Origin of the sequence: Pseudomonas sp. W5-01 (assembly GCF_046540435.1) — a bacterium.
Lineage (GTDB): Bacteria > Pseudomonadota > Gammaproteobacteria > Pseudomonadales > Pseudomonadaceae > Aquipseudomonas > Aquipseudomonas graminis_B.
Window position 1 is genome coordinate 103,432 of the sequence record NZ_JAXCIP010000004.1, and the last position, 15,221, is coordinate 118,652.

Below are 15,221 nucleotides of genomic sequence, written 5' to 3' on the forward strand. Positions count from 1 at the left end.
CGCGTACTGAAATGCAAAACGCCCCGAATGATCGGGGCGTTTTCATGAGCGGGCATTAGACTCGGCTTCGAGCCATGCAGCGCTTCAGGACGTGCATCGGCGTTTAGTGGCTGACGCGACTGGTACCGTTGACGGTCATGATGCGAACACGTTCACCCACACGGAAGATCTCGTTTTCCTGAACTTCCTGCACATAAGCGCGCATGGTGCCGTCGTCTTCACGCACGGTGATCTCGACGCCTTGAGCACGGGTCAGGCCGCCTTCCGCCGCGGAGCCCAGCAGACCACCGGCGACCGCACCGATCACGGCCGTCACGATGCTGCCGCGACCGCCACCGATGGCACTGCCACCCACACCACCGACGATGGCACCGGCACCCGCGCCGATCGGGGTTTTGGTGCCTTCAATCTTCACCGGACGCAGCGATTCGATGGTACCCAGGCGTACGGTCTGCACCTGACGAGCTTCGTCGCGCGAGTACGAGTCGCCGGTGAGGCTTGAAGTACAGCCGCCCAGCGTCAGCGCCATGGCGGTGAACGAAGCAACCAACAAAACAGACTTGCGCATAACAGTTATCTCCATAGGAACAGGTGGCCATTAGACTCTGCGACGCCAATCGATGTCACGGCCCTGTACCGATAATTTACGTTTATTCAGGCGTGATACAGCAACACCCCGACGTCTACCTCAGTGGACGACAGCGCCGGGAATTGATTCAAAGAAAAGTGTGACGGAGACGCTGAAGCCGGCTGTTCAAAGACCGGCAATCAGGGCGCGAGGCGCTCGCGCTGCCACTCATCTTCAACTAGACGATAGTTCAGGCGGTCATGCAGGCGGCTTGGACGCCCCTGCCAGAATTCGATGCGATCGGGCACCAGACGATAGCCGCCCCAGTGATCGGGACAGTCAGGCTGTGCGTCCATGAAACGCGCCTCGGTGGCTTTGAGCAAGCCCTCGAGCGCTTCACGGTCGGCAATCACCCGGCTTTGCGGCGATGCCCAGGCACCGAGGCGGCTGCCGAGGGGGCGTACCTGAAAATAGGCGTCGGATTCTTCGTGGCTGACCTTGGCCACGCGGCCTTCAATGCGCACCTGACGTTCCAGCGTGGGCCAGAAAAACGTCATGGCGGCAAAAGGACGTGCATTCAACTGCTGGCCTTTGGCGCTCTCGTAGTTCGAAAAGAACGTGAATCCCTGAGCGTCAAGACCTTTGAGCAGCAAGACCCGACAGTGCGGGCGGCCGTCGGCGTCGACGGTCGCCAGCGTCATGGCGTTGGCCTCGACCGGCGCCTGCTCGGTTTCGACCGCTTCGTTGAACCAGCGATGAAACAGTGCGAAGGGTTCTTCCGGAGACTGGGCTTCGGTCAACCCTTCGCGGGCGTAGTTACGACGCATATCGGCCAGACGCTGGCTCATCACTGCCTTCCTTAATCGAGATCCGTGAACAGAACCCCGATCTTAACCTCAGTTGCCGGCTTGAGCATCCGGCGCAGGTTTTTTGGCCGCAGCTTTCGCAGGCGCTGCCTTGGCTTTCGTCGGTGCAGCTTTCTTCACAGGTGCTTTTTTGGCCGCAGGCGCTTTGGCTGCGGAAGCCTTGGTCGCCACAGCTTTCTTCACCGGTGCGGCCGACTTGGCAGGCGCAGCGGCCTTGGTCGGTGCAGCAACGGGTGCAGGGGCCGGCGCGTTGGCAGTTTGCACGGCCAGCAGGGTCGGTGCTGGCGGCAAGTTGTACTTGGCCATCTGGGCAACCATGGTGTCTTGCGGGGTGAGGATGATTTCCACACGACGGTTGAGTGCGCGACCCGGCACGCTATCGCTGGCTGCCCGGGGCATATCGGCGCCCATGCCACGCAGGCTCAGACGGTTACGCTGCAGGCCGCTGAGGCGGAAAATCGCCGCGACCGACTGTGCGCGCTGCTGGCTGATCTTGAGATCGGAATCGCTGGCGACATCGCTGTGGCCCAGCACCAGAACGGCGGCGCGCGGGTCGACTTCAACGATCTTGGCCATGCGGCTGATCGGGCCGAGATTGGTCGGCAGGAGCATTTCCGGGCGCTTCGGATTGAAGGTGCTGTCGACCGGCGCGGTCACCACGAGGATGTCGTCACGGCGCTCCAGCTGGAACTGGCTGTCCTTGATCGCTTCGCGGACTTTCGGCTCGTTCAGATCCAGCCAGGCCTGGGTCACTTTCGGGTCGACTTTGGGAACAGCAGGTGCGGCGTCTTTTTTGGCGTCGGTTGCACCGAACGGCCACCACCACTTGTTGGCGTCGCCGGCCTGGGCAACGGCCGGGGCTGCAGCCGGTTGAGTGGCGGCGACTTCCGGTTTCTTCTCGGTTTCGCCATGGTCAGAGCCGAACGGCCAGTACCAGCGCGTACCGGTTTCGGTCTGAGCTTTGGCCACTTGTGCAGCCGCCGGGCTTGGCGCCGGGGTTGCAGGAGCGGCATCGGCGCCCTTGCCTGAACCGAACGACCACCAGTGGTCATTGCTGGCCGACTGATCCTGAGGGGTTTGCGCACAGCCGGTGACGGCGAGGCAGATGGCGAATGCGAGGCTTTTGTTAGCTGACATGGGTGACCCACATGAATAATTGATCAGAAAATGAACGAAGCAGCGCTCATATAACACGCATAAAGACTGTTTTGGAAAAAGAAACCGCCCTACGGCTCCGTTATCCAGATTTAACTGACAGTCGGTAGAACAAGCACTTAACGGCGATAGTTATTGCAAACACTCACCAAGCACGCGCACCAGTTGCTGCGCGCGCGGATCCATGAGCACGTAGGGACCGAGGGTGTTGGTCACAAACCCAAACGCCACATCGCGCTCGGGATCAGCGAAGCCGACCGAGCCGCCTGCGCCGGGATGGCCAAATGCCTTGGCGCCCAGCCCGAACGTGGCGTTAGGCACCGTCGGTTGATCGAGCATGCAGCCCAGACCGAAGCGGGTCTGGGTGAGCAGCGTCTTGTCCTGCCCAATGCTGTGCTCACGGGTCAGTTCATTGAGCAGGTCGCCGTCCAGCAGACTGCCATCCAGCAAGCCACTGTAAAAACCAGCCAGACTGCGGGCGTTGCCATGGCCATTGGCGGCAGGTTGCTGCATGCGCCGCCATTCCGGCTTGTTGGTGCTGGTCATGATCGACGGCGGGTTGGTGAACGCCCGCGCCGTCATGGAAGCAGGCTCGCGCATCGTGGTCTGCAACAGGCGCTGCGCGGCCTCATCACCTACATTGCCCTTGCCCCTGGCAATGTGGGCGACACGATGAAATTCTTCATCGGCCAAACCGACATGGAAATCCAGGCCCAAGGGCCGCGAAATACGCGCAGCGATAGACTCGCCCGGACCGCGCCCGTCGGCACGACGAATCATCTCGCCCACCAGCCAGCCATAAGTAATGGCGGCATAACCGTGGCCCTGCCCCGGCGTCCACCAAGGTTCCTCGGCAGCCAATACGCTCGTCATGGCCTGCCAGTCATAAAGCGCTTCGGCCGGCAATATTTCACGGATCGCCGGAAGCCCGGCCTGATGGCAGAGCAACTGGCGCAGCGTGATGGATTGTTTGCCGTTAGCGGCGAACTCGGGCCAGAGACGCGCCACGGGCTCATCGAGATTCAGCTTGCCCTCGCCCACCAGCTGCAACGCCGTGACGGCAGTAAACGTTTTGGTGCAGGAGAAGAGATTGGCGAGGGTGTCGCTGTGCCAGACTTCGCCGCCATCCTTGTCTGCCGTGCCCGCCCACAGATCCAGCACCGTCTCCCCGCCGATCTGCACGCACAGCGCAGCGCCACGCTCCTGCGGATCGTCGAACAGCGCGGCGAATGCCTCGCGAACGGCCTCAAACTGAAGCTCGAAATGGCCTTGAATCTGCACGGTCTGGCTCTCCGGTCGGGCTGCAAAAATGGCGCACATTGTTCCAGCGATTGGGCGCTTTGGGAACCGCCCGGTTAAGGGTGCTTGCCGATCACGTCCACGACCTGTGCATTGGCCTTGCGCACCGCCTCGACGAAGCCCGAGTACGGCACGTCGGTGATACCTACCAGTCCGAGATGGCCGTTTTCACCGTCCAGCAATCGGCCGGTGACAGGCTGATCCAGGTACTGGAACCAGTGCACACCGACAATGGAAGGCTCGGCCAGCGCGCTCTTCAGGAAATTGGCATACGCCGGGCCGCGATCTTCTTCACGCGGCACTTCGAGCACCCCGCCCCAGAACGGCCCGCGATCACGGGAGCCAAAGTGAAACTCACTGACCAGCACAGGCTTGTCGAGGACGTGCAGTTTTGCAAAGTCCACGCCGTCCTGAGGTTTGAGCGTATAGAAGTTGAAACTCAGCACGTCGCAAAACTTGGCGCAGGCTTCGACCGCCTCAGGGCTGGTGACGCCAAAGCGCCCGCCGAGCAGGAGATGGTTCGGCGCATGCCACTTGAGCGCGTCGGATATGGTTTTGAAATAGGTCTCGGCGAACACACGCTGGAAATACCTGAAGTCGTTTTCGATCTCCGGGTGCTCTGCGCTGGGCAGCGGCGGCTCGAAGCCCGGGTCTTCCATCAACTCCCACGCTGCCAGGTGAATACCCCACGCCTTGGACAACCCCTCCTCGTTGCGGTACTTGTCACGCAACTGCTTGAGGAAGGCACGCTTGGCCGGCACATCGGTGGTCAGCTTCAGCGTGCCGTAGGCCAATGCGTAGCGATCCTTCGGAGCGTTGCCCGGCGCAGCCCAGGCCAATTCGTTATCGGCGAAATAACCGATCAGGTACGGGTCATCACGATGGTCGCGAGCAGCGATGGCGACGGCCCGCTCGGTGGCCATGGCAAAACGCGGATCGAACGGATCAGGCATGCCGCCCCACCAATCCAAGCCGGTGCTGATACTGACGTAGTCGCCAACGATGGACAGCGGCAGTGTGTAGGGCACGCGTTCCTTCTTGCTGCTTTCGAGGTTTTGCAGCGCGGGCTCGCTCCAGTTGCCGACGGTGTTGAAACCCCACGCCTGCAAACGTTGCAGGGTGTGATCAACCCAGCGCTTGCGGTCGACGATCACCGGCTTGCATTCGACTGCAGGCGCAGATGTGGCGGGCTTTTCAGGCTGAGGCGCTGGCAAGGTCTGACCGTCAGCGCTGTCGCCAGTTGACGCGGTCGCCGCTGCTGGAGTGGCTGCAGTGTTGGCTGGCGTTTCGTCTTCGTCGTCCGCCGGATCAACAGGCTTGGAGACTTCAACGCACTTCGGCGCGCCGTAGGTGCGCTGCAGATTTGCACCATAGAAGTCGAACCAGCCGCCCTGATCGAACTGCCGGTTGCGGTTGGCACCCGTCTCGCGGTTGTCGTCGCCCTTGCCGTAGAACGCGGCGAGTGGATCGTCGCTGCCGGGCAGGCCGGTGAACATGGTTTCCCGACCCTCGACGTAGGTCTGGCTGTCGTCAGCGGAGATGGCATTCACGCCCAGGGAGTAGAAAGGATGGCCCTCTGGCGTCACCAGATACCAGCGCTCGTCGCGCTTCTCGGTGCGGAAAAAGCCCTTCGCTTCGAACGCCGGTCCGTTGAGCAAGCCGCCGTATTTGTCGTGAGCGGGCCGGTCTTTCAGCCAGCTTTGCAACTGTTGCTGTTCCTTGCCCGCCAGTGTCTTGAGCTGCTCGTCGCTGGTGACCTTCTCCGGCCACTTGCCTCGGGTGAACTGACCGTAACCGTCAACCAGGTTGCCGTAGGCAGCGGTTAGCAAGGCATCGCCCTCTTGCACGCCGAACTTCTCGATCAAGACGGACTGGGCAACGTTGGGCTGAGACAACGACACGGTGACCGATGAAACCTCAGCGCTGTTCAGGTCACCTTCGGTGCTGGCCAGCAACACGCGCTGTCCCTCGTAAACCCACGGCATCGGTGGACCGGCGCGCATGCCCTGGGTCAGCGGCGAACTGGCCTTGAGCGGCAGCACCAGGGTTTGCGCCGGGCCGGCAGGCAGGTCGATGCGGCTGGTGAGGACTTTGCCGTCGCGGCTTTCGATCTGCACGTACACCGTCAATGCCCAGTCCATCGCGCTCTGCAGGCGCAAGGTCATGGCGCTGTCGTGGCTCCAGTCCCAGACGCCGGTCTGCGGGGTCAGTCGCAGACTGGGTTTGGCGACCGGATTGAAAACGACTCGGCGCAGCACTTCGCCTTCGGCCGTCTGTTCGGCGTTGGCCTGGGGAAACCCGGCATCCTGGGTGGTGACCTTCACCACGTCGGCGGGCCGGACGAAATTGAACAGCGTCTGCTGAACGTCAGGCGCGGCGTGGGCCATGCCCGCGCACAGCGTGGCAAGGATGGCGGACAGTGAACGGCGAATCATGTGATCTGAAGCTCCTTGATCATCTGAGGCCCGGAGCACAAGGGGTTGCGCGCATCAGGGCAGACCGAATCTAAGACCCGGTCATCCGTGTTTCATTTGCAACACGGGTTCAGGAAATTTCGCGCCGGAATGGCGGCAGTGCGTTGAGGATGGCTTTGCCGTAGCGCTGGGTCACGACCCGGCGATCCAGCAGCGTGATGATGCCGCGATCCTGTTCGGTGCGCAGCAGACGACCGCAGGCCTGGATCAGGCGCAACGAGGCATCGGGAACGGCGATCTCCATGAACGGATTGCCACCCCGGGCTTCGATCCATTCGGCGAGCGCAGCTTCAACCGGATCATCCGGCACGGCGAAGGGAATCTTGGCGATCACTACGTGCTCGCAGTAGGCGCCCGGGAGGTCGACCCCTTCAGCGAAGCTGGCCAGACCGAACAGGACGCTTTCATCGCCACCGTCGACCCGCGCCTTGTGCTTGTTGAGGGTTTCCTGTTTGGACAGATTGCCCTGGATGAACACCCGCTTGCGCCAGTCCCGCTCCAGCCCGTCGAACACTTCCTGCATCTGTTTGCGCGATGAGAACAGCACCAGCGTGCCTTTGGAGCCTTCGACCAGATTCGGCAGTTCGCGGATGATGGCGGCCGTATGTTCGGCCGCGTTGCGAGGGTCGGCTTTGAGGTCTGGCACGCGCAACACGCCTGCGTCGGCATGGTGGAAGGGGCTCGGCACTACGGCGGTGACGGCGTCCTTCGGCAGCCCGGCACGCATGCGAAAACGGTCGAACTTGCCCAGCGCGGTCAGGGTGGCGGAGGTCACCAGCGCGCCGTAGGCAACGTTCCACAGGTTGCGGCGCAACATTTCGGCCGCCAGGATCGGGCTTGCGTTGACCTCGATGTCGAACAGCGAGCCGCTGTCGGCGAGGGTCAGCCAGCGCGCCATGGGCGGGCTGTTTTCCGGATCTTCAGCGGTGAAGGCGGTCCACAATTCCCAGTTGCCGTGGGCGCGGGCCAACAAGCTGCCGAACAGCGGGTACCACTCTTCCGCCTGATGGCTGGCGATGCCGATGTTGACCTCGCCGTCCATGCCTTCTTTAAGCAGCTCGGTCAGGCGCGTGAACAGGTCGTCGAGCCGGGCGAAGCCTTTTTTCAGCTCGATGCCCATCTCGCGCATGTGTTCGGGGACCACGCCGCCGACGAAGCGATGCCGCGGACGCTCGCGGCCTTCCATGTCTTCGCCTTGCTTGAAGTCGGCAAGCTGCTCGCAGGCCGTGAACATGAACTGCTGCTGGGTCTTGATCTCCCGCGCCAGCTCGGGCACCTGCTCGATCAGCTTGCCCAGGTCGCCCGGCAGCGGGTGCTGGGCCAGCAATTTGGTGAGGTTCTTGGCGGTTTGCTCCAGCCAGTCGGCGGTGGAGCGCAGGCGACTGAAATGAGCGAAGTGACCGATCGCCTTGTCTGGCAGGTGATGGCCTTCGTCGAAGACGTACAGGGTGTCGCGAGGATCGGGCAGGACTGCACCGCCGCCCAGCGCCAGGTCAGCGAGGACCATGTCGTGGTTGGTGACGATGACATCGACCTTGCCCATGCCCTCTCGGGCTTTGTAGAAAGCGCACTGCTGGAAGTTCGGGCAATGGCGGTTGGTGCACTGACTGTGATCGGTGGTCAGGCGCGCCCAGTCCTGGTCGGCCAGTTCCTGGGGCCAGCTGTCGCGATCGCCGTCCCATTTGTTGCCGGCGAGTTTTTCGATCATGGTGGTGAAGAGCTTCTGGCTGGCTTCATCCACTTCGATCTTGAAGCCTTCTTCTTCGAACAGCTGTGCGGTCGCGCTCTGGGCGTCGCCTTCCTGCAGCAGCATGTCGAGCTTGGACAGGCACATGTAGCGGCCACGGCCCTTGGCCAGCGCGAACGTGAAGTTCAAGCCGCTGTTGCGCATCAGGTCGGGCAGGTCTTTGTAGACGATCTGCTCCTGCAGGGCGACAGTCGCGGTGGCAATGACCAGGCGCTTGCCGGCAGCCTTGGCAGTTGGAATGGCTGCGATGGCGTAGGCAACGGTTTTGCCGGTGCCGGTCCCCGCCTCAACCGCCACCACGGCGGGATCACCCGAACGGCGGCCTTCTTCGTCGGTGTCGACGTCGCCCAGCACCTTCGCCACTTCAGCGATCATCAGGCGCTGGCCGTAACGAGGCTTGAGGCTCTTGGCTTCGAGGAAACGCGAGTAGGCGCCCTGAATCTGGGATTTGAGTTCGGTGCTGATCATGGGCTGGGTCGTTGGCTCGGCGTCACGGGTGCTGAATGAAAACACGAAAACCGCTGGATATATCTTCAGTAGTCGCAGCGGGCGGCTATCATACCGCGCTAATTCTTTCTGCGCAGATCGGAGTTCTCGATGTCACCTGTAGCCTTTGTCTACGCATTGCATGTGCTGGCGGCGATTGTGTGGGTAGGAGGAATGTTTTTCGCCTGGATGATTCTTCGACCGGCGGTCATCGCCGCCCTGGAGGGCCCGGCCCGGTTGAAGCTGTGGCTGCAGGTGTTGCCGCGTTTCTTCGTGTGGGTCTGGTGCGCGGTGATCATGCTGCCGGTGACCGGCATTGGCATGATCAACATGAATTTCAGCGGCTTTCAGACCGCGCCCCGCTATGTGCAGGTGATGATGGGCCTGTATGTGGTGATGGTGGCGTTGTTTCTGCGCGTTTCGACGCTGAACCTGCCGCAGTTGCGCAAGGCTGTGCTCGCCGAACAATGGGCGGATGGCGCCGCTGCGATGGGGGGAATTCGACGTCTGGTGGGGATCAATCTGATGATAGGGGCGGCCGTTGTGGCGATCGCTGCCATCAGGCCAACGTTCTGAGAGGTGGGGAAGAGCTGCTCGCGAAAAGGCGCTTCAACCGCTCGATATCGGGCGGTTTAGAGACCGTCTTCGTGAGCAGGCTCACTTCCACATGAACCGTATGGAGGGGGGAGAATCGCGCTTATAAGTTGCGAACCACGATAGCGCCCGCCGGCCCTGCTGCACCGGACTGACCCTTGTCGCCGTTCTTGCCGGACTTGGCGCCGTCAGCGCGATAGACCACGCAGCCTTTGGACGCGCCGCCTTTGCCGCCGCGACCGCCGTCGCCGCCGATGCCACCGGCACCGCCTTGTACGTTGACCTTGATGCGCTCATTGCCGAAGGTCGCTGGCAGCTCTAGACGAACGAGCGCACCCGGCGCGCCGTCACGGCCGTTGCCGCCATTGTCGCCGTCGATCCCGCGACTGGCGGAACCCCACGTGCAGCCCGGATCGATGCCGTTGCCGCCATCGAGGCCGATGTAACCGGGCGAGCCTGCGCCGCCGCGGGCGTCGATGTAGAGCTGGTCGGCGTTGAGTTGTTCGATCCGCAGGTTGAGGTTGCGGCCTGGGGTCGGCGGTTTTTCGAAGGTGCCCGGGGCGCCCCGCGCAGTGATTTCCGCGCCGCCGCCGAGGTCGCCCTGTTTGACTTGCAGGCTGAATGCCTCGGCGCTCGGGACGATGGCGATGCGTGATTCGTGGCCCATGACAAGTTGGCCGACTTTGACTTCGGTGAGGCCGGCCGGGATCAGGAGGGTGCCGTAGTCGGCCACTTCGAGTCGGTCCAGTTGCAATACGCTGGTTTTGGACGGAAGCCGCATGAGCGAGTGGGTTTCGACGGAGATGGTCTGGGCCATGATCCAGGGGCTGCTCAGGGCGGACAGCAGGCCTGCCGTCATCAGCATCGCGTTACGCATGGTGTACCTCCGCCAGTGGGCGTTTGAATGTGTTCAGGTGGAATAGGCCGAAGAGCAGAATCTTGAGGCGATCGCGCCAGGGATGGGGGCGGCCGCGCAGGCTGGCGTTGTAGCTGATCAGTTCGATGAGGTGGACGAGCAGCAAGAGGCCGCCGGCCAGTTTGAACAACAGGTCGAAGGGGTGTGGCATGGCGATGGTCAGGCTGGTGATTATCAGTAGCCAGAATGCTGTTGTCAGTACTTTCCCTGTTCCCCAAATCACACTCATGTGGTGCCTCTGCTGTTTTTGGTTTTGTGCGGTGAAAACGGTTTGCGCACAGTACGGGGAGGCGCGGGACTATGCCAGAGGCAGGTTTCAAAAGTTGCTCGCGTTCACAGGCATGGATTCGGTGAATATCCGTTATTTGTGTTTGCCGGGATTATGGTTCCGCCCTTACGGCGGGTCACTTTTTCCAAGAGCCGAAAAAGTAACCAAAAAGGCCCTGCTCCTGGTTTGGCCCCTCGTGCCTCGGGGTTCCTTCACTCCGACGACGCTCCGTGGGCCCGCGCCGAACGGACATCCATGTCCTGACGGCGCTCTCGCGGCATCCATGCCGCTCGGCCCACTCCGCGTCGTCTGCGTTCAGCCTGCACCCAAGTCGCGATTGGTGGTGACTGGGCTTTTTGTGTACGAAGATCAAAAGCAACGGCAACGGCAACGGCAAAGGCAAAGGCTTTCCGGCTGAAGCCGGTCCTACGAAAAGCAGCGCGTGCAGTCCGTGGGACCGATGTCGTCCCATGTAGGACCGGCTTTAGCCGGGAAGGGGCCGGTTTGAGCGCTGATTTTTTTGAACATGAATTCAAATCCCGCCAATAGAAAAGCCCCGGCTTGCAGACCGGGGCTTTCTTTATGGCGTCAACCTTGTCTCAACGGTTGATTTTGATCTCGACGCGGCGGTTGAGCGCTCGGCCGTCGGCGGTTTTGTTGTCGGCCACTGGGCGGGCTTCGCCGTCACCTTCGACGGACACGAACGAGGCACGCGGGATGCCGGCACTGACGAGGTAGTCGGTCACCGATTGCGCGCGTTTTTGCGACAGTTTCTGGTTGTAGGCATCGCTGCCCACGCTGTCGGTGTGGCCGCTGACGTGGAGTTGCACGTTCGGCGCTTCGGTTTTGAGTTTGGTCGCAACCATGTCCAGTTGCTGTTTGTCACCCGGTGTCAGGGTGGCTTTGTTGAACTCGAAGTGCACGTCACGGATGGTGATGATTTCTTCTTTCGGCAGCACCACCGGCGCGGCCATCGGTTCAGGGGCCGGTGTCACGATCGGGCAACCGGTGGCATCGACCGGGGTGCCTTTCGGTGTGTTCGGGCATTTGTCCATGCTGTTGAGGACGCCGTCTCCGTCATCATCGCCGTCCCCGTGGGTCCAGCAATATGCGCCTGCCATGACGCCCACTGCAGCACCGAAGCCTGCCGCCACCGACGCGCTCTGGAAGGCGCCGATCGCAGCGCCACTCAGCGCGCCCCCGGCCGCACACAGAGGCCAGTCGGTCTTTTGCAAACCCGCACATCCCGTCAATACACTGGTCACCAGAATCAGAGGTAACGCTGTCCGAATCATGCTCATACGTTTCTTCTCCTTTGGTATCGGCTAAAACCGACTGAAATGCAGTAAAGACGCGTGTGGGGCCGTTCGCCACCCGGGTGACGGGGGTTTTACCGGATTTCACCGCACAACTCGGGCTCTTCTGTGGAGAACAGCCTTCCGCCTTCACTCCGTACGCGTCGTTGTAATGCGAAATGAAAGCCTGCAAGCACTAGGCCATTGAAGTTCAGCACGCTAACCTTGCCGCCTGAACGAGGATCTCCAATGACCGACCGCTTCTCCAGCCGCACGCCGCAACAGGCCTTGGCCGCCCTGCTCGACCTCTATGCGCCGAATCGTTTGCTGCTGGTTGGCGCCGAGACTTTTCCGGCGTTGCAGGCCTTTCAAGAAGCGCATCCGCAGACCGAGCTGGCCCACGCGGGGCCAGGTCTCTTACCCGCCGACCTGGCCGGACAGCGCTTCGATCTGGCGCTGGTGGTGGACTGCCTTGAACACATGCCCAAACGTACGGGCCTGGAGTTGTTGGGCGGCATCCGCAACCTCAATGCCAGCCGCATTGCCGTGCTGGCGGATCTTGATGCCTGCGGTTGGCAGTCCACGGATTTCTACTCGCTGGCACTGCAGGCCAGTGAACGGTTTTCCCGGGATGAACAAGTGCTGACGCTGTTCACCTACGATCTGCGCGAATACAAACAGGTGCCGGACTGGCTGAACGCGAAGTTCTGGGCCAATCCGGAGAATTACGGCAAGTACTGGTGGTGAGAAACGCATCATGAGCAGCGCAATATGCCCTTGCGGCAGCGGCAATCTTCTCGACGGTTGCTGCGGTCGCTATCACGCCGGTCAGCCCGCGCCGTGCGCCGAAGCGCTGATGCGTTCGCGCTACAGCGCTTATGTGCTGGGGTTGGTGGATTATTTGCTGGACACCACATTGCCGGCGCAACAGGCCGGGCTGGACCGTGACGCGATCAGCCAGTGGAGCGCCCGGAGCACCTGGCTGGGTCTGGAAGTCGAGGGTGCGGAGTTGATCGGCGGTCAGCCTGAACATGCATTCGTGACCTTCACCGCCCGCTGGCACGATGCCGACGGCGAGCATTGTCACCGCGAGCGCTCGGCGTTCGTGCAGCATGACAGACGCTGGTATTTCATCGACCCGACAGTGTCGATCAAAGCCGGTCGTAACGACGCCTGCCCTTGCGGCAGTCAGCAGAAACTCAAGAAGTGCTGTTCGGCTTATCTCAACTGACCTTTCAGCGACGCCAGTCACCACTCAGAGACAGGCAGTCCTCAGGCCAGCCTGATGTGGGAAACGTCAGGTACCAGCGCGTGCTCAACCGGCTTGTCCTGACCCAGATCAGCGCCGGCAGGTGCCAGGCTCAAGCCGGACAGGTCAAGCTGCGGCGCACGCGCCGGCATCTTCGGATCCTGCACGTCCTGGCCCGGTTCGGAGAGCGTGAAGTCCGGCGCCTCGACGTCCACAAATGCAGCCATGTACACATCGCGCGGCTTGACCCTGGCTTTGCGCGGCGGCGTGGCGTCGTTGGGCGGCGGCGTCAGGCTTGACGCCTTGCGCGTCCAGGTCGGCTCGTCCGGCGGCGGCGCCAGTTCAACTTCTTCCACCTCGACCAGACCCGGCGCCTCAACGACCGGCACCATCGACACAACCTGGGCCATGGCCCCGGCGCGTTCGAGGGTCGAGCGGTACTTTTCGGCGGCGGCCTCATCGAGGTTGTTTTTCAGCACCAGCCGACGGCCGGAGAACAGCAACGCGATGCGCTGAGCGTCCGCCTGGAACAGCTTTGCCAGGTTGGCCCTGACCAGATCCGGCTGCGCGCCGGGCACCAGTTGGCCGGAAAATACGATTTCGTAGTGCTGCATGGTCAATACTCCTTCGACACATGGCGCGAGTATGGCGCAGGCTGTAGAGAACGGCGAGTCACGTGAAGTGGCGGTCAGACCGGGAATAAAAGGGAGCGACCCATGATGTTTGCAGCACACGTCCTCAGAATCGCAGGCCTCTTCGCGCTCCTGGCGCTGTCGGGCTGCTCGACCTGGATAACCGGCGGCTTCGAAGACCCCGACGTCAAGCTGCTGAAGGTCGAGGTGGTCAAGGCCAAGTTGCTGCGTCAGGACTTCAAGCTGCGCTTTCGGGTCGACAACCCCAATGACTCCAGCCTGTTGGTCCGCGGTCTGCGCTACAAAATCCTGCTCAACGACATGTTGCTCAGCGAAGGCGTCTACAGCGACTGGTTCATCGTCAAAGCCAACAGCCACAAAAACTTTTCCGTGCCGATCCGCACCAACCTGTGGGAACACCTCAAGGACATCTCCAAGGTGCTCGGCAAAGCCAATCAGCCGGTGCATTACCGGTTGGAAGGCAAGCTCAAGACCGGATTTTTATTCGGACACAGCGTGCGCATCGGGCGCAATGGCGACATAATCCCCGGCGATTTGATTCCGGAGTAACCCCATGAACCAGCAAGCCCACGTGCACGGTCCCGATTGTTACCACGATCACGACCATCATGATCACCACCATGACCACGGCCACGTGCACGGCCCGCATTGCGGCCACGCGCCTCAAGAGCCGGTCCGCAACACGCTCAAGGACGTCGGCCGCAACGACCCTTGCCCCTGCGGCAGCGAGAAAAAATTCAAGAAATGCCACGGCGCATAACCGCCCGACATGTTCTACGGCCTGAATCTTCAGGCCGTTTTCATTTGTGCGAGGGACGTTCGAAGGCGTAAAACAGGTGCAGTCTTAACGGCACTCGTGATGACTTCACCTGGAGCGCGCAATGATCGACCTGCATTACTGGACCACCCCCAACGGCCACAAAGTCTCAATTTTCCTCGAAGAAGCGGGCCTGCCGTACAAAATTTTCCCGGTCAACATCGGCGCGAACGAGCAGTTCGAAGCCGATTTTCTGAAGATTTCCCCCAACAACAAGATCCCGGCCATCGTCGACCACGAACCTGCTGACGGCGGCGAACCGCTGAGCCTGTTCGAGTCCGGCGCGATCCTGCTGTACCTGGCCGAGAAGACCGGCCGGTTCATTGCAACGGACCTGCGCGGCCGCGAGGAAACCCTGCAGTGGCTGTTCTGGCAAATGGGTGGCCTGGGCCCGATGGCCGGTCAGAATCACCATTTCAACCGGTTCGCCAAAGAGAAGATTCCCTACGCGATCAAGCGTTACGTCGACGAAACCGCGCGCTTGTATGGCGTGTTGAACGAGCGTCTGGCCGATCGCAGCTATGTGGCGGGCGAGGACTACGGCATCGCGGACATGGCGATCTATCCGTGGATCGTGCCCCACACGTTTCAGGAGCAGAACCTGGATGACTTCCCGCACCTGAAGCGTTGGTTCGAGACGGTCGCCCATCGCGATGCAGTGAAGCGGGCCTATGCGCTGGCCGACAAGATCAATCCGCCGAAGCCATGAACGGACAGACGCCGCCTTCACCGTGGAGCGAAAATCGCGAAAATAAACTCCCTCCCCCGGCTTGCGTGGCGCTCGCCTGCTCTCTAACGTAGCGCCTTTTCTACGCACACCCCCGCAGGAGCTTC

Annotated in this window: 16 protein-coding genes; 6 read left to right on the forward strand and 10 right to left on the reverse strand. The window is 61.7% G+C overall.

The window, feature by feature from the left end; translation table 11 throughout:
• Positions 1-103: 103 nt before the first annotated feature.
• The 6 genes from SLW75_RS13995 to dinG all read right to left on the reverse strand — a co-directional run bounded on the left by SLW75_RS13995 (position 104) and on the right by dinG (position 8,577).
• Positions 104-568, reverse strand: coding sequence for a glycine zipper 2TM domain-containing protein (locus SLW75_RS13995; protein WP_037012225.1), 465 nt, complete (start codon positions 566-568; stop codon positions 104-106).
• A 200-nt stretch (positions 569-768) separates the two neighbouring features.
• Entirely contained in the window at positions 769-1,416 is a 648-nt protein-coding gene (pdxH, locus tag SLW75_RS14000; RefSeq protein WP_065992611.1) for a pyridoxamine 5'-phosphate oxidase, read from the reverse strand.
• A 48-nt stretch (positions 1,417-1,464) separates the two neighbouring features.
• Positions 1,465-2,571 (reverse strand): OmpA family protein, encoded by a 1,107-nt coding sequence (locus SLW75_RS14005; protein WP_410934747.1) that lies wholly within the window; start codon positions 2,569-2,571, stop codon positions 1,465-1,467.
• A 150-nt stretch (positions 2,572-2,721) separates the two neighbouring features.
• Positions 2,722-3,870 carry a serine hydrolase domain-containing protein gene (locus tag SLW75_RS14010; protein WP_410930538.1) on the reverse strand — a complete coding sequence of 383 codons (1,149 nt, stop codon included), beginning with the start codon at positions 3,868-3,870 and terminating at the stop codon, positions 2,722-2,724.
• Between the two features lie 74 nt (positions 3,871-3,944).
• Positions 3,945-6,323: a beta-agarase gene (locus SLW75_RS14015; protein ID WP_410934748.1), complete on the reverse strand. Its 2,379-nt coding sequence runs from the start codon at positions 6,321-6,323 to the stop codon at positions 3,945-3,947.
• A gap of 109 nt (positions 6,324-6,432) precedes the next feature.
• On the reverse strand, positions 6,433-8,577 hold the full coding sequence (gene dinG, locus SLW75_RS14020) for an ATP-dependent DNA helicase DinG (RefSeq protein ID WP_065992603.1): 2,145 nt from the start codon (positions 8,575-8,577) through the stop codon (positions 6,433-6,435).
• Between the two features lie 129 nt (positions 8,578-8,706).
• Between dinG and SLW75_RS14025 the strand changes: the two genes are divergently transcribed.
• On the forward strand, positions 8,707-9,171 hold the full coding sequence (locus tag SLW75_RS14025) for a CopD family protein (protein WP_065992601.1): 465 nt from the start codon (positions 8,707-8,709) through the stop codon (positions 9,169-9,171).
• A 121-nt stretch (positions 9,172-9,292) separates the two neighbouring features.
• On the opposite strand, the gene SLW75_RS14030 is transcribed toward SLW75_RS14025, so the two are convergent.
• The 3 genes from SLW75_RS14030 to SLW75_RS14040 form a co-directional block, all read right to left on the reverse strand.
• Positions 9,293-10,066, reverse strand: coding sequence for a collagen-like protein (locus SLW75_RS14030; protein ID WP_369319784.1), 774 nt, complete (start codon positions 10,064-10,066; stop codon positions 9,293-9,295).
• Positions 10,059-10,334, reverse strand: a complete 276-nt coding sequence (locus SLW75_RS14035) for a DUF1145 domain-containing protein (RefSeq protein WP_065992598.1) — start codon at positions 10,332-10,334, stop codon at positions 10,059-10,061. Before SLW75_RS14035 ends, SLW75_RS14030 begins: the two co-directional genes overlap by 8 nt.
• Positions 10,335-10,972: 638 nt before the next feature.
• Positions 10,973-11,674, reverse strand: a complete 702-nt coding sequence (locus SLW75_RS14040) for an OmpA family protein (protein WP_065992595.1) — start codon at positions 11,672-11,674, stop codon at positions 10,973-10,975.
• Between the two features lie 243 nt (positions 11,675-11,917).
• On the opposite strand from SLW75_RS14040, the gene SLW75_RS14045 reads away from it, so the two are divergent.
• Complete coding sequence (locus SLW75_RS14045) at positions 11,918-12,415, forward strand: DUF6231 family protein (protein WP_065992593.1); 498 nt, start codon at positions 11,918-11,920, stop codon at positions 12,413-12,415.
• A gap of 10 nt (positions 12,416-12,425) precedes the next feature.
• Positions 12,426-12,899, forward strand: a complete 474-nt coding sequence (locus tag SLW75_RS14050; RefSeq protein ID WP_410934749.1) for a YchJ family protein — start codon at positions 12,426-12,428, stop codon at positions 12,897-12,899.
• Positions 12,900-12,940: 41 nt separating this feature from the next.
• Here SLW75_RS14050 and SLW75_RS14055 read toward each other — a convergent pair whose 3' ends face one another.
• The gene (locus SLW75_RS14055; RefSeq protein ID WP_410934750.1) at positions 12,941-13,531 is read right to left on the reverse strand and encodes a hypothetical protein; all 591 of its coding nucleotides are present in this window, start codon (positions 13,529-13,531) and stop codon (positions 12,941-12,943) included.
• Between the two features lie 102 nt (positions 13,532-13,633).
• Between SLW75_RS14055 and SLW75_RS14060 the strand changes: the two genes are divergently transcribed.
• From SLW75_RS14060 to SLW75_RS14070, 3 genes are all read left to right on the forward strand, one after another.
• Entirely contained in the window at positions 13,634-14,119 is a 486-nt protein-coding gene (locus SLW75_RS14060; RefSeq protein ID WP_065992587.1) for an LEA type 2 family protein, read from the forward strand.
• A 4-nt stretch (positions 14,120-14,123) separates the two neighbouring features.
• The gene (locus tag SLW75_RS14065; RefSeq protein ID WP_410934751.1) at positions 14,124-14,330 is read left to right on the forward strand and encodes an SEC-C metal-binding domain-containing protein; all 207 of its coding nucleotides are present in this window, start codon (positions 14,124-14,126) and stop codon (positions 14,328-14,330) included.
• 121 nt (positions 14,331-14,451) lie between these two features.
• A complete protein-coding gene (locus SLW75_RS14070; RefSeq protein WP_410934752.1) occupies positions 14,452-15,096 on the forward strand; it encodes a glutathione binding-like protein in 645 nt (214 codons plus the stop codon).
• Positions 15,097-15,221: the final 125 nt, after the last annotated feature.